Annotated in this window: 20 protein-coding genes and 2 pseudogenes; 5 read left to right on the forward strand and 17 right to left on the reverse strand. The window is 65.7% G+C overall.

The features are described from left to right. Window position 1: 1 nt before the first annotated feature. From fliD to VWN43_RS10165, 17 genes and pseudogenes are all read right to left on the reverse strand, one after another. The gene (gene fliD / locus VWN43_RS10085; protein WP_320181844.1) at window positions 2-1,420 is read right to left on the reverse strand and encodes a flagellar filament capping protein FliD; all 1,419 of its coding nucleotides are present in this window, start codon (window positions 1,418-1,420) and stop codon (window positions 2-4) included. Then, on the reverse strand, window positions 1,417-2,577 hold the full coding sequence (locus VWN43_RS10090; protein ID WP_320181843.1) for an EscU/YscU/HrcU family type III secretion system export apparatus switch protein: 1,161 nt from the start codon (window positions 2,575-2,577) through the stop codon (window positions 1,417-1,419). Before VWN43_RS10090 ends, fliD begins: the two co-directional genes overlap by 4 nt. After that, complete coding sequence (gene fliR / locus VWN43_RS10095) at window positions 2,574-3,359, reverse strand: flagellar biosynthetic protein FliR (protein ID WP_320181842.1); 786 nt, start codon at window positions 3,357-3,359, stop codon at window positions 2,574-2,576. Before fliR ends, VWN43_RS10090 begins: the two co-directional genes overlap by 4 nt. Before the next feature lie 10 nt (window positions 3,360-3,369). Then, window positions 3,370-3,642 carry a flagellar biosynthetic protein FliQ gene (locus VWN43_RS10100; protein WP_253522522.1) on the reverse strand — a complete coding sequence of 91 codons (273 nt, stop codon included), beginning with the start codon at window positions 3,640-3,642 and terminating at the stop codon, window positions 3,370-3,372. Between the two features lie 5 nt (window positions 3,643-3,647). Continuing rightward, window positions 3,648-4,415 carry a flagellar type III secretion system pore protein FliP gene (gene fliP, locus VWN43_RS10105; protein WP_253522518.1) on the reverse strand — a complete coding sequence of 256 codons (768 nt, stop codon included), beginning with the start codon at window positions 4,413-4,415 and terminating at the stop codon, window positions 3,648-3,650. Then, on the reverse strand, window positions 4,412-4,693 hold the full coding sequence (locus VWN43_RS10110) for a flagellar biosynthetic protein FliO (protein ID WP_320181841.1): 282 nt from the start codon (window positions 4,691-4,693) through the stop codon (window positions 4,412-4,414). Before VWN43_RS10110 ends, fliP begins: the two co-directional genes overlap by 4 nt. After that, the gene (fliN, locus tag VWN43_RS10115; protein WP_253522514.1) at window positions 4,693-5,016 is read right to left on the reverse strand and encodes a flagellar motor switch protein FliN; all 324 of its coding nucleotides are present in this window, start codon (window positions 5,014-5,016) and stop codon (window positions 4,693-4,695) included. Before fliN ends, VWN43_RS10110 begins: the two co-directional genes overlap by 1 nt. Window positions 5,017-5,022: 6 nt before the next feature. Beyond that, window positions 5,023-5,919 carry a flagellar motor switch protein FliM gene (locus VWN43_RS10120; RefSeq protein ID WP_320181840.1) on the reverse strand — a complete coding sequence of 299 codons (897 nt, stop codon included), beginning with the start codon at window positions 5,917-5,919 and terminating at the stop codon, window positions 5,023-5,025. Beyond that, the gene (locus VWN43_RS10125) at window positions 5,916-6,500 is read right to left on the reverse strand and encodes a flagellar basal body-associated FliL family protein (protein ID WP_253522510.1); all 585 of its coding nucleotides are present in this window, start codon (window positions 6,498-6,500) and stop codon (window positions 5,916-5,918) included. The genes VWN43_RS10120 and VWN43_RS10125 overlap by 4 nt, the downstream gene beginning before the upstream one ends. Window positions 6,501-6,532: 32 nt before the next feature. Further along, complete coding sequence (locus VWN43_RS10130; protein WP_320181839.1) at window positions 6,533-7,846, reverse strand: hypothetical protein; 1,314 nt, start codon at window positions 7,844-7,846, stop codon at window positions 6,533-6,535. 60 nt (window positions 7,847-7,906) lie between these two features. After that, entirely contained in the window at window positions 7,907-8,293 is a 387-nt protein-coding gene (locus VWN43_RS10135; protein ID WP_253522506.1) for a hypothetical protein, read from the reverse strand. Continuing rightward, complete coding sequence (locus VWN43_RS10140; RefSeq protein ID WP_320181838.1) at window positions 8,283-9,614, reverse strand: FliI/YscN family ATPase; 1,332 nt, start codon at window positions 9,612-9,614, stop codon at window positions 8,283-8,285. The genes VWN43_RS10135 and VWN43_RS10140 overlap by 11 nt, the downstream gene beginning before the upstream one ends. Next, window positions 9,602-10,177, reverse strand: a complete 576-nt coding sequence (locus VWN43_RS10145; protein WP_253522501.1) for a FliH/SctL family protein — start codon at window positions 10,175-10,177, stop codon at window positions 9,602-9,604. The genes VWN43_RS10140 and VWN43_RS10145 overlap by 13 nt, the downstream gene beginning before the upstream one ends. Then, window positions 10,170-11,189: a flagellar motor switch protein FliG gene (gene fliG / locus VWN43_RS10150; protein ID WP_320181837.1), complete on the reverse strand. Its 1,020-nt coding sequence runs from the start codon at window positions 11,187-11,189 to the stop codon at window positions 10,170-10,172. The genes VWN43_RS10145 and fliG overlap by 8 nt, the downstream gene beginning before the upstream one ends. Next, entirely contained in the window at window positions 11,186-12,805 is a 1,620-nt protein-coding gene (gene fliF, locus VWN43_RS10155) for a flagellar basal-body MS-ring/collar protein FliF (RefSeq protein WP_320181836.1), read from the reverse strand. The genes fliG and fliF overlap by 4 nt, the downstream gene beginning before the upstream one ends. A 3-nt stretch (window positions 12,806-12,808) precedes the next feature. After that, window positions 12,809-13,172 (reverse strand): annotated as a pseudogene (gene fliE / locus VWN43_RS16385) (flagellar hook-basal body complex protein FliE). Next, a complete protein-coding gene (locus tag VWN43_RS10165) occupies window positions 13,169-14,422 on the reverse strand; it encodes a sigma-54 interaction domain-containing protein (protein WP_320181835.1) in 1,254 nt (417 codons plus the stop codon). Before VWN43_RS10165 ends, fliE begins: the two are co-directional and overlap by 4 nt. A 220-nt stretch (window positions 14,423-14,642) precedes the next feature. On the opposite strand from VWN43_RS10165, the gene VWN43_RS10170 reads away from it, so the two are divergent. From VWN43_RS10170 to arsB, 5 genes and pseudogenes are all read left to right on the forward strand, one after another. Next, window positions 14,643-15,470: a flagellin N-terminal helical domain-containing protein gene (locus VWN43_RS10170; RefSeq protein WP_320181834.1), complete on the forward strand. Its 828-nt coding sequence runs from the start codon at window positions 14,643-14,645 to the stop codon at window positions 15,468-15,470. Between the two features lie 186 nt (window positions 15,471-15,656). After that, the gene (locus tag VWN43_RS10175; RefSeq protein ID WP_320181833.1) at window positions 15,657-16,220 is read left to right on the forward strand and encodes a PilZ domain-containing protein; all 564 of its coding nucleotides are present in this window, start codon (window positions 15,657-15,659) and stop codon (window positions 16,218-16,220) included. A gap of 88 nt (window positions 16,221-16,308) precedes the next feature. Next, window positions 16,309-16,599, forward strand: a pseudogene (locus VWN43_RS10180) (ArsR/SmtB family transcription factor); the annotation flags it as partial. Between the two features lie 30 nt (window positions 16,600-16,629). Further along, window positions 16,630-17,148 carry an arsenate reductase ArsC gene (locus VWN43_RS10185; protein ID WP_320182090.1) on the forward strand — a complete coding sequence of 173 codons (519 nt, stop codon included), beginning with the start codon at window positions 16,630-16,632 and terminating at the stop codon, window positions 17,146-17,148. Beyond that, entirely contained in the window at window positions 17,145-18,218 is a 1,074-nt protein-coding gene (gene arsB / locus VWN43_RS10190) for an ACR3 family arsenite efflux transporter (protein WP_330767270.1), read from the forward strand. Before VWN43_RS10185 ends, arsB begins: the two co-directional genes overlap by 4 nt. Window positions 18,219-18,226 lie beyond the last annotated feature (8 nt).

The raw sequence follows: 18,226 nt of genomic DNA on the forward strand, positions 1-18,226 counted from the left end.
GTCAGTTCCCCTGGTTGTTCCAGATGTCGATCTGGGACTGGAGGAAGGACAGGGTGGATTGCGACGCGGTGATCCGGCTTTCGGACTTGGCGAAACGCGCGACCATGTTCGAACGGAAGGTTTCCTGCTGTTCGGCGAGCTTTTCGAGATCGCGCGTAAGCTGGTCCGATTGCGACTGGTAGCGCGCCACCGATCCGGCCAGCGTTCCCGGATCGCTCGCCATGCTGTTCGCACGCGCCATCCGGTCGATCGTGGCATAAATGCCGTTGATGCCAGTGGTAAACATGGCGGCCACGCCCGAGGCATCGCGCGCCAGCGCATCGACCAGCTTGGCCTCGTCGAAGCGGAAGCTGCCGTCACGCTCGATCGCCAGGCCCAGTTCGGCCAGCGTTTTCGGAGCGCCTTCCGCCGCATTGGGCATGATCACGGTGGAGCCGAGTGCGGACAGATCGCGGCGCAGCGCGCGCGCACCGGTGTCGCGCGAGAGCTCTCCCGTCAGCGGGTCGACCGCGCTGCTCAGTTCGGCGGCGATTTCATTGAGCGCGCCGGTAATGTCCTGCATCATGCCGGAGATCGCGCTGGTGGCGCTGTTGAAGCCGATCGTCGCAGGGGCGCCGACATTGGTGCCCGTCAATGTCAGCGACAGGCCCGGCGCAATGCTGTCGATCGTGTTCGACGCACTGCGGCGGGCAAGGCCGTCGAGGAGGAATTCGGCATCGGCGGAGGTCTTGACCAGCCGCGCGGGGTCGTCGCCCGGCTGCCAGGCCAGTGCCGACAGCCCCGGATTAGCGCCATCTTCGGTGGCTTCGATGGTGAAGCCGTTCTGCACACCGTCGGCCCCCTTGACCACCAGCTGTGCGCCCGCATCGGTCTGTGCGACATAGGCGTTCAGCCCGGCGTTCTTCCCGTTGATCGCGGCGGCCACCTGCGACAGCGTCGCTCCGGCGGCGATGTCGATCGTCAGCGGTGTCTTGCCCGTATTCTCGGTAAAGCTCGCATTGCTCGTCGTGCCGAAACGGATGGTAAGCGTGCCGGCCCCGACCGTGTCGCTTGCGCTGGCATAGGTAGGCCCGGTGAGGATCTGGTTGTTCGCCAGCTTGGTGACTTCGAGCGAATAGCTGCCCTTGCCCACCGCCCCCAGCGGGGTGGAGACTGCGGCGACCGCGGTGTTGCTGATCGTCGGCAGGGGCGCGAGATCGCCGGTCCGCAGCCGATCGCCCAGCGCCGTGGCAAAGGTGGAGAGGCTGCTGCGGATCGATCCCGCAAGCGAGATCCGCCGCTCGAGCGTTTCCGACTTGTCGGCCAGCCGCTGGTTGCGCCCGGCGAACTGCGCCTCGGCCAATTGCTCGGCCAAACCGGTCATGTCTACGCCGCTGCCGATACCGAGCGAGGTGGCGATCGAGGAACTGGAAATACTCATCGCCCTGATAACGACGCATTGCGCGGCGGATTAACCGGCACGCGGCCATCGGCGTCGAACCGCAGCGCGGCGGGCACCTCGATTGCCGGGAGCGGCGGCGCTTCGCCGCGCTTGAGCGAGAAGACATAGGCCAGCACCGAGGCGACTGCGCCATACAGGTCTTCGCAAATGATCTGCCGTTCGCGCGTGGTGTAATAGACCGAGCGGGCCAGCTGCGGGATTTCGAGCGTCGGCAGGTCGAGTTCGCGCGCCAGTTCCTTCATCGCCATCGCCTTGTCGCCGCGCCCCTTGGCGAGGACGATGGGGGCCGAGGCCTTGTCCGGATCATAGGTCATGGCGACCGCGAAATGGGTCGGATTGGTGATCACGAACTGTGCTTCGCGCATTGCCCCGGCAACCGATCCGGTGGCGATATCGCGCTGGCGCTGCCGCCGCGCGGCGCGCATTTCGGGTGAGCCTTCGGTTTCCTTGTTTTCGTCGCGCAGCTCCTGATAGCTCATCTTCAGCCGCTTCTGCTGGCGCAGCCACTGGATCGGCAGATCGACGAAAGCGATTACCACCAGCCCGGCACCCAGCGCGAAGATCAGCGAAACGATGGCATGCCAGGCAGCGGTCAGCTGGGCCGACAGATTGCCCCGCCCCAGCCCGATGACCGTTTCCATGCTGGTCCACCACCACCACGCCGCAATGCTGCCCAGCAGCGCGACCTTGAGCAGGCCCTTGCCCATTTCGACCAGCCCCTGCGGGCCGAACATGCGCTTGAGGCCGGACATGGGATTGATCCGCTGCCCCTTGGCCTTGAGATTGGCCGCCACCCAGCGCCCGCGGCCGAAGCCCAGCTGCGAAAGCAACGTGACCAGGATGACAGGCACCGCCAGCGTGAGGATTGCAGGCACGCCCAGCAGCAGGCCTTGCATCAGCAGGCCCCCGACGCTGAAATCGCGAATATCGCGCGCATCGAACAGGAAGGCTTCGCGTGTCAGCTGTGCGAGCCCTTCGAGCAGCAACGGCCCCGCAATCGCCAGCCAAGCGCCGCCGAACAGCATGACGGCAGCCGTGCCCGCGTCCTTGGAACGCAGGACGTCGCCCTTCTTGGTCGCGTCCGCCAGCCGCTTCTCGGTTGGGGCAAAGGTCTTTTCGCCGGCAGTCTCGCTCATCGCGCGATCACGCTTTCAGTCTGGTCGAGCGCGTCGCCGACGAGGCCGGTGAACTGGTCGTAAATCAGCGGTGCGGAAATGATCAGCGCGGCCAGTCCGGCAAGCACGCCAGCGGGCAGGCCGAGCGCGAAGAGATTGAGCGACGGCGCCGAGCGGCTCAGGATGCCCGTCAGCACCTGCACCAGCAACAGGATCACCGTGACCGGCAGCGCGATCCTCAGCGCGGTTTCGAACATGAAGCTGGCAAAACCCGCGATTGCCGCGAACCGTTCTGCCCCCAGCCAGGTCTGGCCCGGCGGGAAAGCGTTGTAGCTTTCGGTAACCAGCGCAATCCAGTGCAGATGCGCGCCGGTCGCCAGGAAGATCAGGGTCAGCACGATGACGAAGTACTGGCCGAAGGAGGTGGTGGTCCCGCCGCCCATCGCATCCTGCGATACCGCCATGCTCATACCCATGCCGCCGCCGATCAGTTCGGCGGCCACGGTCGGCGCGGCAAAGGCGAGCTGGAGCACGAAGCCGAGCGCCAGCCCGATGATGACCTCACCCGCCACTGCGAGCAATCCCTCAAGCGAGAGCAGGGCTTCGGGGGTCTCGACTGCCGGCATCCAGGAGGACACGAAGATCGCCAGCGCGCCAGTAATCGCGACGCGCACCGACATCGGCACCGAGGTTGCGCCGAAGAAGGGTGCGGCAAGCAGCGCAGCACCCAGCCGCGTCATCAGGAAGACGACGCGCCACATGTCCTGCTCCAGCGCACCAAGGCCGAGATCGAGGCCGTTCACGGCAAGGTCCTCAGTCGCCGATCGCTGCGATTTCGGCGAAGATATCCTGCGTGAAATCACCCACCAGCGCCATCATCGATGCGCCCAGGATAACCAGCACGAAGGCGACCGCGCCCAGCTTAGGGACGAAGGTCAGCGTCTGTTCGTTGACCGACGTCGCGGCCTGCACCAGCCCGATCACGAGACCGATCGCGAGGCTCGCGAGCAGGATCGGGGCGGCAACCAGTGCGGCGATCCACAACATGCGGTCGGCCATCGAAAGGAGTACGGCGCTTTCGTCCATGAGATCTATCCGAAGCTTGAGGCGAGCGAGCCCATCAGCAGCGCCCAGCCGTCGACGAGGACGAACAGCAGCAGCTTGAAGGGCAGCGACACGATCATCGGGCTCATCATCATCATGCCGAGGCTCATCAGCACGCTGGAGACGACGAGGTCGATGACGAGAAACGGCAGGAACAGCATGAAGCCGATCTGGAAGGCGGTCTTGAGTTCGCTGGTGACGAAGGCCGGCAGCAGGATCGAGAAGGGCACGTCCTGCGGGCTGGCGAACTGCCCCGCCCCGGCGATATCGGCGAACATTTCAAGGTCGTATTCGCGTGTCTGGCGGATCATGAAGCCGTGGAACTGGTCACCGGCGCGTTCGATCGCGACTTCGGCACCGATCTCGCCTGCAGAATAGGGGGCGATGGCGTTTTCGTTCACCGCTTCCAGCGTCGGCGCCATGATGAACAGCGACAGGAACAGGCTGATCCCGATCAGCACCTGGTTGGGCGGCGATTGCTGCAGGCCGAGCGCCTGTCGCAGGATCGCCAGCACCACGATGATCCGGGTGAAGCTGGTCATCATCAGCAGCAGCGCGGGCAGAATGGTCAGCAGGCCCATCACCAGCAGCAGCTGGAGCGACAGGCTCAGCGGTTCGCCGCCGGCCCCTGCCATCTCGCCGAAAGCGCGGTCGAGCGCGCCCGACACCGCGGCATCCCCGGTCTGCGCGCGGACGAGCGCGGGATAGGCCAGCGCAGCCAGCGCCGCGGCGAGTTTGGCGAGACGAGCGATCATGCGGCGACGTCCTGCGCTTCCGGCCGCGCCGGTGCCTCGGCCAGCCGGACGAGGCCGTTGCGCGAGGTCGAAACGAGTATTTCGCGGCCATGGAATTCGATTACCGCCAGCCGCAAGGTGGGCGAGAGCATCGTGCTTTCGACAATGCGCACGGCCTTGCTGCCACCTGTCGGCGCACCGAACTGGCCCTGCATTTTCTTTGCCAGTTTCAGGCTGCCCCAGATCATGACACCGATCAGCGGCAGCAGGACCAGCAGCTTGAGGACGTACCAGAGCATCAGGCCGCCTCGCCTGCACCGGTCGAGGTGACGGTAATCGGCTGGGCGCGCCGTTCGACCGCGGCTTCGTTCGAACCCGCGCCGACGATCTCGATCACGCGGATCGCGAAACGATTGCCCTGCGCCACCACTTCGCCGCGCGCGATCAGCTTGCCGTTGACGAACATGTCGAGCGGTTCGTCGGTCAGTCGGTCGAGCTCGATTACGCTCGATTCCCCCAGCGCGAGCACGTCGCGCAGGCGCATCGACTTACGGCCGAGTTCTACGGTGAGGCGGACATCGATGTCCTGGATAAGGCCGAAGCCATCTGCATGCGAAGCCATAAGGAGTTACTCCGAAAGGGAAGTTTGATTGAGTTCGAGCGCAACACGGTCGTCGAGTTCACCGACACAGCCATGCGCAATGGTAAGATTGCCGATCAGCAGCGGAACGTTGCGATTGACCGCGACGGGGATGACCGATCCGGGCGTGAGACTGGCCAGCTGGGCGATCGACATCGGCACATCGACCAGCACTGCGCGCAGCGGCAGGTCGACATGCGCAATCGCCGAGCCTTCGATCCCGCGCGCACCGATCGTGCGTCCGGTGGCCGGCGAGACGGCGCGCGTCCCGACGATCTCGGCAATCATCGACTGGCACATGGCAAGCCGGACGGTCCACGAGCGCGAGATTTTCGGGCTGCTCACTGACAGCGTCACGGTCCACACGCGTTCGCTCGCAGCGAAAGGTGCGACCTGTTCGACCTCGTCGCCATTGGCGGCGGCGGCGATTTCGCGGCGGTCGCTGGTGCGCCGCAGCACATCGGCCATACGGTCTTCGAACTGCTGTGCGAAACGCAGTGCCGAAGCGGGCAGGACGCTGCAACGCTCGTCGACGTCGCCGGTCCCGCCGAGAATGCGTTCGAACTGCGCGACGATTTCGCCGATCCGCGTGGAGATCAGGATCCCGCGGCTTTCCTGGCCGAGCGCGAAGAAGCTGTGGCGGTGCGCGGTACCGACCTTGGCATACCATTCGCCCACCGGCAGCAGTTCGGTTTCGGCGATCTCTGCAACCAGCGTCCGGTCGTCGCACAGCGCGCCCAGCTGCGTCGTCGCCTGCTCGGCGAACCCGCGGGCAAAACGCGCGAATTCGAGGTCGAGGTCGGGCGGGGTCGCCGCACGGCTCAAAAGCTCTTCGCAATGGCTCGCGGCACGGGCCGTGGCGGCGGGGATCGCGGAGGAGATCATTGGACGATGAACGACCGGAAATAGACGCTGTCGACGCCGCCGAAGCCTTCGCGTTCCTCGAGCGTTTCATTGATTGCCTTGGTCAGGCGCTTCTGCAGTTCTTCCTTGCCATGAATGCTGGCCAGTTCGGCTTCGCCGGTAGCAGCCAGTTCGGCGAGAATGCGAGAGCGAAGCGCCGTTTCGTGCTCTTCCAGCCACATCAGCACGCGCCCGTCGTAATGCGTCGAAGCCGCGAGGCTGATCTGCACCAGAGCGCCGCTATCGGCGAGGTTCGAGGTAAATTCCTCGGTGAAATCGTAATAGGCGGTGCGGTATTCGCCCCCGCCCACACCGTAAACGATCGCTGCGCCCTTCGCCTCGTCGTCTTTGCCGGCGGGATAGGGGTCCTCGTCGCCCTTGAGGACCAGCTTCGGGTTGGGGTCCTCTTCTTCCGCCGGATGGGCGTTGAGCATGCCGCTGGCGAAAGCGGCATAGGTCCCGCCGCCGCCCGCGCCGAGAAGCACGAAAGCGAATAGCGCCAGCTTGAGCTTGCCGCCCTTCTTTTTCGCTACGGGTTCCTGAGGGTCATTTTCGTTCGGCATGGTGTTGTCCTGCTAAAATCGGGTGCCGCGAGTCAGGCGTAGAGCGCGTCGTCGGAGGACGATTGCGCGGGCGCCTGGGGCTGGTTGGGAGCGCGCTCGCCATGGCGGCTGCGCTGGTCGGAAGTCTGCTGGCGCTGGTCATCGCCGGACGCGTTGCCGGAGCCCGTGCCCGCATTGTTCGCCGAGCCGCCGCGTTCGCCGCCGGTCTGGCCGGGCTGGGTCGCGGAAGACGGCGTTTGCGCCGCCAGTTCCTGCGCGCGGGTAGCGCCGCGGTCATTGGCCATCGCCGCCGCCAGCGCACGCTGCGCCTCGCCATCCTCGGCGGCGATTTCGACATTCATGCCCCCGGCCGAGTGGTCGAAGGTAAGCGTCAGCGCGCCGAATTCCTTGTGCGCAACGGCAATCGCAGCCGGTTTGGAGAGATCGAACTGCCGCGCCGCCATGAGATGCTCGACGACGCGTTCGACATTGGCGAACTGGTCGGTAGCGATGGGCCGCGCTGCGCTCGAAACGGGCTGTATGGTGGATGCGCTGCCGTCCGCAGCCACCGCAAGTGCTTGCGGCATGGATTTCGCGGCATCGCTGGTCGCGCCGGTGCGCGGCTTGGACGCGAGTTTCTCCGCCAGCGCCTTGTCGCCGATCTTGCGTTCGCCGATGGCCGAGCGTTGGGCCGTTCCGGCGCCTTGCAGTGCAGCAGGTTCGGCCTTTGCAGGAGCCGCAACCGCGGTTTCGGTCGCCGCGGCTTTGACCGAGGCTTTCGTTTCGCTCTGCGGTGCAGTCGCAACCGGCGCTGCTTCCGAGCGACCATGCGCAGCCACAGCCGGCAAGTCCATTGCGGCCTTGCCGGTCTGGAGCGACGACACCATGCCGGCCGCGCGCGGATCACGCGGTTGCTGGGCCGCGGAGATACGGACTTCGAGACCTTGGACCGGCGGTTCGCCCGCCGCATCGGCAAGCCCTGCCCCCGGCGCAGTTGTGCGCGGGTTCGACGCGGTCATTGCCAGGTCGGTTTTCGGAGCGTTCGGGACCAGGCCGCCAGCCGCCGGTTTGCCCGCTCCACCTTTGGCGTCGAGGGCGGTCGGCGCCGCGAGCGTATTGTCGAGGACCGGCAGGCCCAAGGCGGCAAGCGGCAATTCCTTGCCGGTCGGCAAATCGCCCGCTTGCCGGTCCGCTTCCGCCGTATCGGCCTGACCGGCGGGCGGCGTGAACGACGCCAGCTGGCCCAGCAGTTCGGCGAACCCGTCAGTCCCCTCGAAACCCGCGCTTTTCTGCCCGTTCTCGCTGGTGAGGCCGGCGGCAGAGGACGCGGTGTCGAGCGACTTCGGTAGGGCGATTGAAAAGGTCATAGAAAGTCCGTTTGTCGTGTGCGGACTATCTATCAAGAAGCGTGCCAAACTCCGGGTCGGTCAGCCCTTTTCCAGACCGGCGACGATCGAACGCACCAGTTCGCGCGTCCCTTCCTCGGCCTTGCGCAAACGCATATCGGATTGGGCGAAGGCCTCGCGCCGGGTCTGCGATTGCAGTTCGGCCTCTTCGGCCTGGCGCGAGCTCACTTCGGACAGCTTCTGCAGCTGATCGCGCATCGCCTTGCCGCTACGCAGGTCGGCCCCGACCATATCGTCGGCGCGCTGCGCGTAATGCGCGGCGAGCGTGCGCGTTCGTTCCGCCACGCCAGACAGCCGCGTGCGTGTCGCTTCGGCTTCGCTCGCAGCGGCCGCCGACTGCATCCGTTCGACGGTCCGGACGCGCTGGATCAGTTGCGCGCGTTTGAGTTTCTTTCGTTCAGGCGTCACTGCCGACAAGCTCGGTCAGCTGGGCGAAGGAGGTTGCGATATCGATGCTCTCTTGCCCGCCCTGCGACAGGAACTGGCACATTCGCGGATGCAGCGCGATCGCCTCGTCGAGCAGCGGATCGGTCCCCTGCCGGTAGGCCCCCATCATCACCAGATCGCGATTGGCTTCATAGGTCGCGCTCAGCGCGCGGAAGCGGCGCGCGGTCGCGGCCTGTTCGGGGGACACGATGTCGTTCATCACCCGGCTGAGCGAGGCGCCGACATCGACCGCGGGATATTGCCCGCGCTGTGCGATCTCGCGCGACAGCACGATATGGCCATCAAGGATCGCGCGCGCGGTATCGACCACCGGATCGTTCTGGTCATCGCCATCGGCCAGCACCGTATAGATGCCGGTCATCGCGCCGCCCGATTCTTCCGAATTGCCCGCGCGTTCGATCAGTTTGGTGATCGTCGCCAGCGCCGAAGGCGGATAGCCGCGCGCGGCGCCGGGTTCACCCAGCAGGATGCCGATTTCACGCGCCGCATGTGCGACGCGGGTAAGGCTGTCGAGGATCAGCAGCACACGCTTGCCCTGCGAGCGCAGATGTTCGGCGAGCGAAGTCGCCAGCATCGCCCCGCGCAATCTGAGATTGGCCGCATGATCGGCAGGCACGGCGACGATCGCGGTATTGGCCGCGCGGTCCCCCGCCATGTGCCGGGTGACGAAATCGGAAACTTCGCGCGCGCGTTCGCCGATCAGTCCGACCACGATCGCATCGGCGCGGGCGCTTTCGACGATCATGTCCATCAGCACCGACTTGCCCACCCCGGACCCGGCCATGATGCCGATCCGCTGCCCGATCCCGAAAGTGGTCAGCGCGTTGAGCGAGCGAATGCCGCTGTCGAATACTTCGGTAACCCGCGACCGGTCGAGCGCGCCGACCCGGTAGCCACCGGCGGGCCAGGCGGTGGTCGCACCGATCGGTCCGCGTCCGTCGATGGGCTCACCCGATCCGTCGACCGCGCGCCCCAGGAACTCGCGCCCCACGCTGAGCATGCCCGGTTGCCCCTCGGGACGCACAATGGCGCCGGGGCGTAGCAAAACCGTATCGCCGAGCATCATCATCATCGTATGGCCGTTGCGAAAGCCGATGGTTTCCGCGCGGTGTTCGGTCGATGCGCCCTGCGCGATCGTACAGATCGTGCCGATCGGCACCCCCAGTCCCGAAACTTCGATCAACCCGCCATCGCAGGCCACCACCCGGCCGAACCGGCGCGGCGCGAGATCGAGCGAGGCCGATGCGACCGACGCGAAGGTCTCGTCTATCAGGGTTTGCATGCGGCGAAGATTTCGGCGAGCGCGCGCTGCCACTGCTGGGGGCCGTCCTCGACCCCGCCGTCATCGGTTTCCACGCGCAAACCGCCGCGCTCGACGCTGGCGTCGGGCACCAGTTCGAGGTCTGCGGATACGTCGCCGCGGACCAGTTCGAGATCTTCGGGATGGATATGGATGATCCGCTCGTCATGCTTGCGCTGGAACATGGCGGCGGCCGCCTCGACCCGCCGGGCAAGCCCTTCGGTATCGAGCGCGAGCGGGAGGACCGCTTCCTCGCACAGTGCATGGACCGTCGCCAGCATCCGTTCGCGCAGCTGGCGTTCGCTGGCCGCGTCGAAGCGGGCGAACGCCAGCTCTATCGCGGTGCGGGCGGCGCGTTCGGCCTTGAGGCGGGCCTCGAAATCGGCATGCGCGGAAATCTGGCCGTCTTCATAGCCCGCGCGATAGGCTTTCTCGCCCGCATCCTCGGCAACCGGCGGCGGGGCGTCTTCCTGGATCTTGGTGTAGCGGTTGTCGCGGGAAAAGCTCCCCCGCTTGCCGAGCGCGGCATAGGCGACCCTAGACATAGTCCTCGTCCCCTTCGCCCATGATGATATCGCCCTGCGCGATCAGGCGCTTGGCAATCGCGACGACTTCCTTCTGCGCCGCTTCGACATCGCTCTTCTTGACCCGGCCGCGCATCTCGATCTCGTCGCGCAGGCCATCGGCCGCGCGCGATGACATCGCGCCATAGAACTGCTCGCGGCGGTCTTCTTCGAGCCCCTTGAGCGACATGATCAGCGTATCGCTTTCAACCTCGCGCAGCAGCACGCCGGTCATCTTCATATCGAGCGCGAACAGATGCTCGAACTTGAACATCTCGTTCTCGAGTTCCTTGGCAAGTTTCTTGTCGATCTTGCCGATAGTCGGGAGCACGCGTTTCTCGACGCTGCGATGCGACTGGTTGATGATCTCCGCCGCATGCTTGATCCCGCCCATCGTCAGCGGGATCGTCCCGTGCAGCTTCTCGATCTTGGCGTTGAGCGTGCCTTCGAGGATATCGATCGCCTGCCGCGACACGGGGCCGAGCTTGGCCACGCGGTGGAGCACCGGCGTATGCAGATCCTCGGGCAAGGCGGACAGCGCCGCCGCAGCGACATCGGCATCGAGCTGCAACAGCAGCACGGCGATTGCCTGCGGATGTTCGTCGGCGAGGATTTCACCGATGATCTTGGGATCGAGCCAGCGCAGCAGGCCCAGCGCGGGGAGGCTCGCTTCCTCGGCCTCGGGCGCGACCTGGCGCATGAGGTTGTCGGTCTTCACCTCGCCCACCGCCCCGTTGAGGAGCTTGCGGACGCTGTCGACGCGGCCGTGGCCGGAAATCCCGCTGTTCTCGGTCGAACGCGAGAAACCGGCGATGGCATCGACGATCGACTGCGGTTCGACTTCGCCGATCCCGCACATCGTGCCCGCCAGCTGGCGCAATTCGTCGGGCGTAAGCTGGCCGAGGATCTTCGAGGCATCCTCTTCGGCGAGCAGCATGACCATGATGGCCGCCTTGTCGGTGCCGCCGAGTAGCTGGGGTGTGGCCGCGGTCATGTGGATGCTCCTTGCCGCGCATCTTCCGCGAGCAGGCGGCGCAGTGCGAGCACGGCATCGTCAGGGTTCTCGCGCGCGATCCGCTGGGCCAGTTCGATCTGCCCGTCGAGCGCCTGCCGGTCGTAAGGCGTCGCAGCGCCCATGGTCGGTCCGCCAAGCGCGGGAGTGCCTCCCGACTGCGGATCGAGTACGCCGCCGCTCTTCGCTCCGCTACGCAGGGCATTGATCGCCGGACGCACCGCGAGGAGCAGCACCAGCAGCACGGCGAGGATCGCCACGCCATTGCGGACCGCCATCCCGAACCAGCTGGTTTCGTAGAACGGCACCGCTTCGGTCTCGACCTTTTCGAAGGCGCGCATGACCACGGTGACCTGGTCGCCGCGATCGGCCCGCGCGCCGACCGCAGCCGAAACGAGTTCCTTGACCTTGTTGATATCCGCCGCGCTCGCCTTGGCCAGCGCCGCCTGGTCGATCGCCACGGCGACCGAGAGATATTTGATCGACCCCGGGGTCAGGTTGGAAACCGACACTTCGCGGCCCAGTTCATAAACGCGGGTAGCGCTGCTTTCGCCCACGCCGCCGCCGGGAGCGGCCTCGGCAGTATCCTCGGGCGCCCCCTGCCGGGCTTCGGCATCGGCGGGCGGCGTATTCGCCAACACGCCGGGAATTCCGCCCGCCTGGACGCCGCCGCTCTGCGACAATTGCGTCGTCTCGCGGCGGACGGTGCCGTCCTTGTCATAGCTTTCGCGCGCCGAGGTGACCTCGTTCATGTCGAGATCGACCTGGACCTGCGAGGTAAAGGCGCCGCTGCCGAACATCGGCGAGAGGAGCTGGTCGACCTGCGCGTTGAGCTTGGCTTCCATCTGCGCCTGCAGGTCGAGCCGCCCGCTATTGGGGTCGCGCGCCTGCGTCAGCAGCTTGCCGTGCTGGTCGACGACCTTCACCGCATCGATGTTCAGCCCCGGGACCGAACCCGCGACCAGATTGGTAACCGCCATCACCTGGCCATCGGTCAGCTGGCGCCCACGCGCCATGCGCACCATGATCGAGGCCGAAGGGGCGACATCCTCGCGCACGAAGACCGAGCGTTCGGCCTTCGCAATATGCACGCGGACCGCCTCGACCCCGTTGATTTCCATGATCGTCAGCGTGAGTTCGCGTTCCTGTGCGGCGCGCAGGCGGTCGCCCTCGAGCGTCCGGCTGGCCCCCATCGGGAGGCTTTCGATCAGATCGGTCCCGCTTTCGGGCGAGGCGAGCGAGCCGTCGGAGGCAACCATCATCCGCGCGCGATAGACATCGTCTTCGCCCACGGTCAGCGCGCCCGTGCCATTGTCGATCGTGTAGTCGATCCCGGCCTGGTCGAGCGAGGCGACGACGCCAGCCCGTTCGGCATCGCCGAGCGAGGAATAGAGCACCCGCTGCGGCGCGGGCGACAGCGTCGCCCAGGTCAGTGCGAGCAGGCCAAGGCCGGCGGTCCCGGCAAACCAGGGCAGCACCTTCCTGACGGATGGTTGCGCGGTAAAGGCGCGCAGGCGTTCGCCGAACGTGCCCGAACCGCCCGTCAGCGGCGTCAGCATGCCCGCGCCGGTGTTGTCGGCAGGAACCAGTCCGGTCATCGGTTAGACCCCCATCCGCATGGTTTCCTGATACGCAGCAAGCAGCTTGTTGCGGACCTGGAGCGTGGCTTCGAAGGCGACCCCGGCTTCCTGCCGGGCGAGCATCACCTTGGCGATATCGGTTTCCTCGCCGCGTTCGTAGGCCGCGGTCACGCGGCCGGATTCTGCTCTGGACCGCGTTCACATTGTCGAGCGCGGTGCGAAGCGTATCGCCGAAGCTCGGCGCCGAAGTCGGCCCCTCGGTCGGGGCCGCGGGTTGCGGCTGGTGCAGGTCCTGGAGGACCTTGGAACGGTCAATGATCTGCTGGCGCAGCGCGATGATCTGTTCGATCGATCCGCCGCCGCCTACGCCGCCTACGGGGTTCATCGGCCTGCTCCCACGGCGATACCGGCTTCACGGAACGAGGCCAGGCGATACCGCAGCGTGCGTTCGCTGATGCCCAGCGCCCGCGCGGCATTGGCGCGGTGGCCACCGACTGAATCGAGCGCTTCCATGATCGCGCGGGCTTCGGAGATCTGGACGATCTTCGACAGCTTCGCCGGACCCTCGGCTGCGGCCACGGGCTGCGCTTCGGCCGGTTTGTCGACCGCCCGGGCGGTCATGTCGAAGACGATATGTTCGGGACCGATCTCGCTTTCGCCCTGCGAGAGCAGCAAGGCCCGGCGCATGACGTTTTCGAGTTCGCGCACATTGCCCGGCCACGGATACTGGGCCAGCGTGGCGATCGCGGCATCGCCGATCCACGGCACGCGGTCACCCTTGGCGACGTGGCGCAGCAGCATGGCGAAAGCCAGCGGTGCAATATCGGCGCGGCGTTCGCGCAGCGGCGGCATCTCGATGGGGAAGACGTTGAGGCGGTAGTAAAGGTCGGCGCGGAATCGACCCTCGGCCACTTCATGCGGAAGATCGCGGTTGGCACAGGCGATGATGCGCACATCGACCTTGATCGGGCGGGTCGCGCCGATCGGCACCACTTCGCCTTCCTGCAACGCCCGCAGCAGCTTCGCCTGGAGCGAAAGCGGCATTTCGGCGATTTCGTCGAGCAGCAACGTGCCGCCATCGGCCGCGCGGAAGAAGCCTTCGCCCGCCGCATTGGCGCCGGTGAACGAGCCCTTCTCGTGCCCGAACAGCATCGCCTCGAGCATGGTTTCCGGGATCGCCGCGCAATTGACCGCGATGAACGGCTGGTCGGCGCGCGTGCTGCGCCGGTGAATGAAAGTGGAGAGCACTTCCTTGCCCGTACCCGTGGGTCCGTTGATCAGCACCGGAATGTCGGTCCGCGCCAGCCGGTCGGCCAGCGCGATGATCGACAGCGACGCCGGATCGGCCGCGACCGGGCCCTGCCCGGCATAGGTCATCGCGACCAGCGCAGCGATACTGCTTTCGGCGATCGGGTCGGTATAGGTGAGCGAGCCGCCGGTACCGGCCAGTTCGATCGCGGGCGTTTCGCCGCGCGCCACGGTGATCGTGCGGGCATCGCGGCTGGCCGCGAGATCGCTCGCATCCGCCAGAGTGACCGGTCGGTCCATGAATAGCGAGGACGCAATGCCCGCCATTCGTGCCTCGATCGTCCCATGCACGCGCATAAAGCCCGTGGTTTTCGTAATCCCGTCCATTTGTGCCCCCACTTGGCATGTCTTAGCGACAGACCCCGAAATGCGGCACGGACGTCAAAAGATTGGCTAATTTTAGGGCTGGTAGATTTACGAGGATAGTTAACTCGAAACCCCGGTAATTTGGACAACACCCTTAATTCCGGAAAGTTCCTGCCGGTCTGGTTTGCGACTGCCACATCCTGACCGGGGGCAGTGACCGTAGACCAAAGGGAACATTGTCATGAACGTCATCAACACCAATATCGGCGCACTCAAGGCCGCCAATGCTTCGAATGCCGCGGGCAAAGCCCTCGGAACCGCCATGGAACGCCTGTCGACCGGCAAGCGCATCAACTCCGCCAAGGACGACGCGGCCGGCCTCGCCATCACCACCAGCATGACCTCGCAGGTGCGCGGCATGAACCAGGGCATCCGCAACGCCAATGACGGCATCTCGATGGCGCAGACCGCAGAAGGCGCGCTGAGCGAAGTCACCAACATGCTGCAGCGCCAGCGCGAACTGACGGTCCAGGCGTCGAACAACACCTATTCGGCCGACGACCTCGCCAACCTCGCTTCGGAAATGACCGCGCTGAACACGCAGATCACGAGCGTTCTGGCGAACTCCGAATTCAACGGCCAGAAGCTGTTCGACGCTTCGGCTGGTACTGCCGGTGTCGTGACGGTCCAGGCCGGCGCGAACGAAGCCGATGCGATCGACATCGATCTGTCGGCCAACCTCACCACCGATGCCGATCTGGCCGCTGCGGCAGCCGTCGACGTCGAAGCCCTCGCGGCTGGCGATATCGCCCTGTTCGACACCGCCATCAAGACGGTCTCGACCGTTCGCGCCGGCCTCGGTGCGTCGCAGAACCAGCTGGAATCGGCTGTGACCAACCTCAACAACAACATCACGAACCTGTCCGACGCACGTTCGCGGATCGAAGACACCGACTATTCGGCCGAAACGACCGCGCTCGCCAAGTCGCAGATCCTGAGCCAGGCTTCGAGCGCGATGCTCGCACAGGCCAACCAGAGCCAGCAGAACGTGCTTTCGCTGCTCCGTTAATCTTCCCGAACCCACTTAACGGGAAGAGGGCCCGTCGCTCGCAAGAGCGGCGGGCCCTTCTCGTTTTGCGTTCCGCACACCGGGCGCAGGCGCCGCGCCAAAGCGAGCGGACCTAGTATTTTTACGTATAGCGCTCGACAGGCAATCTTGCGGGGGAATCAGCCAAGGTTCCCGCAGGAAATCGACATGTTATCAGCAGCATACGAACCCCAGAAAGACTTCATCGGCTGTGCACGCACGGAGCCGCGGACCAATATGTTCGTCATGGCGGCGCTGGTTACCGGCAATTCGCGCGAGACTGTGAAGGTCCGCAACATGTCACCCGGGGGCGCGCTGGTCGAGGGCCAGGTTCTGCCGCAGCCCGATACGCAATGCCTGTTGCACCGCGGCGATATCTCGCTCGAGGCCGTGGTGGTCTGGATCAAGCCCGGGAAGGCGGGGATCAAGTTCCGCCACCGTGCCGATGTCGGGCTGTGGCTCCCCTCGGGGCGCCGGACGCAATCGGAAGTCGACGTAGCGGTGCAGACCGCCAAGGCCGAACTGGTCGCCGCGCCGGTGGCCAAGGTCGCCGCCCCGCTGTTCTCTGCCGAGCTCAGCCGCGAGGATGTGGCGCATACGGCCGCCGCCATGGAAGCGCTCGCCGACGACCTCGCCGAGGACCCGGCAGTGGTGGCGCGCTTCATGACCAAGCTGCAGACGCTGGACATAGCCGCACAGACTCTCCGGAAGCTGGCCGAACAGCTTCCCTGAGCCCGACCGCTCCCGGCGGTTATTTCGAGAGTAATCGAAGCATGCCTTGACGTCGTCCAGGGCGGCCTATATTTCGACACTCATGGAAATGAGTTCTCCGGCAGCGGTCGAGGCGCTGGGTGCGCTGGCGCAAGAACACCGCCTCGCGCTGTTTCGCTTGCTCGTGCAGGCGGGTGAGGATGGCATGCCCGCTGGCGCAATCGCCGAAGCGCTCGAGATTCCCAATTCATCGCTCTCGTTTCACCTCGCGCATCTGTCGCGCGCCGGGTTGATCGGGCAGCGCCGCGAGGGGCGCTCACTCATCTACAGCGCCGACTATTCGGCCATGAACGCGCTCGTCGGCTTTCTCCTGGAGAATTGCTGCGGCGGAGAAGATTGCACCACCCCCGCCCCCAAAGAAGGCACCCCCATGCGCGAACCCTACAACGTGCTGTTTCTCTGCACCGGCAATTCGGCCCGCTCGGTGCTTGGCGAAGCACTGCTGAACAAGCTTGGCGAAGGACGCTTTCGCGCCTTCAGCGCCGGGAGCGATCCCAAGGGCGCGGTACATCCGATGACGATCGAGGTGCTGGACAGCTTCGGTTATCCGACCGCGGACCTGTATTCGAAGAACTGGGCCGTCTTTACCGGACCCGATGCGCCCGAGTTCGATTTCATCTTCACCGTATGCGACAATGCCGCGGGCGAAAGCTGCCCCGTCTGGCCGGGCAAGCCGCTCACCGCGCATTGGGGTGTCGAAGACCCCGCGGCGGTCGAGGGCGACGGCCAGCGCGCGGCCTTCGTCGATGCGCTGAGCTATCTCAAGCGGCGGATCGAACTGTTCCTGATGCTGCCCCACGCCGGGCTCGACGAGCTGGCGATGAAGGGCAAGCTCGCCACCATCGGCCGCGAAGCAGGCGCCAGCGCCAGGGCGCGTGCCGCCGAATGACCCAAACCATCGCCACGCCCGCCCCCCCGGCGGCCTCGCCGCTCGGCACGTTCGAACGGTATCTGTCGCTCTGGGTGGCGCTTGCCATCTTAGCGGGCCTTGCGCTCGGGCTGGTCGCACCTGGCGTGGCCGGCGCGCTTGCCGGCTTCGAATATGCCTCGGTCAATCTGGTCGTCGCAGTGCTGATCTGGGCGATGATCTATCCGATGATGGTGGGCGTCGATTTCGCCAGCGTGAAGGATATCGGGCGCAAGCCCAAGGGGCTGGTGATCACGCTGGTGGTGAACTGGCTGGTCAAACCCTTCACCATGGCCGCGCTGGCGCTATTGTTTTTCGATTATCTCTATGCCGGGCTGATGAGCGAAGGCGATGCCGACCAGTATATCGCCGGGCTGATCATCCTCGGCGCCGCGCCCTGCACGGCGATGGTGTTCGTGTGGTCGCAGCTGACCAAGGGCGATCCCGCCTATACGCTGGTGCAGGTATCGGTGAACGACCTGGTGATGATCGTCGCCTTCGCGCCCATCGTGGCGCTGCTGCTGGGCGTCACCGACATCGTCGTGCCGTGGGAAACGCTGCTGCTCTCGGTCGCCCTCTATGTCGTGATCCCGCTCGCCGCGGGCGCGCTGACCCGGCGCCGGGTGATAGCTAGCCATGGCGGCGACACTGCGGCGGTCGATGCCTTCACCGCGCGGCTCAAGCCATGGTCGATCGTGGGGCTGCTGGCGACGGTGGTGCTGCTGTTCGCCTTCCAGGCCGAAACCATCGTCTCCAACCCGCTGCTGATCGCGCTGATCGCCATTCCGATCATCATCCAGTCCTATGGCATTTTCGCACTCGCCTATGCGGCAGCCAAGGCGTGGAAGGTCCCGCATGACATCGCTGCGCCCTGCGCGCTGATCGGCACGTCCAACTTCTTCGAACTGGCCGTGGCGGTCGCGATCGGCCTGTTCGGCCTGACCAGCGGAGCCGCGCTGGCCACCGTGGTCGGCGTGCTGGTCGAGGTCCCCGTCATGCTGTCGCTGGTGGCCTTCGCCAACCGTACGCGCGGCCGCTTCCCTGCAGCCTGATCGAACGA

Source organism: Qipengyuania sp. HL-TH1, assembly GCF_036365825.1.
Taxonomy (GTDB): Bacteria; Pseudomonadota; Alphaproteobacteria; order Sphingomonadales; family Sphingomonadaceae; genus Qipengyuania; species Qipengyuania profunda.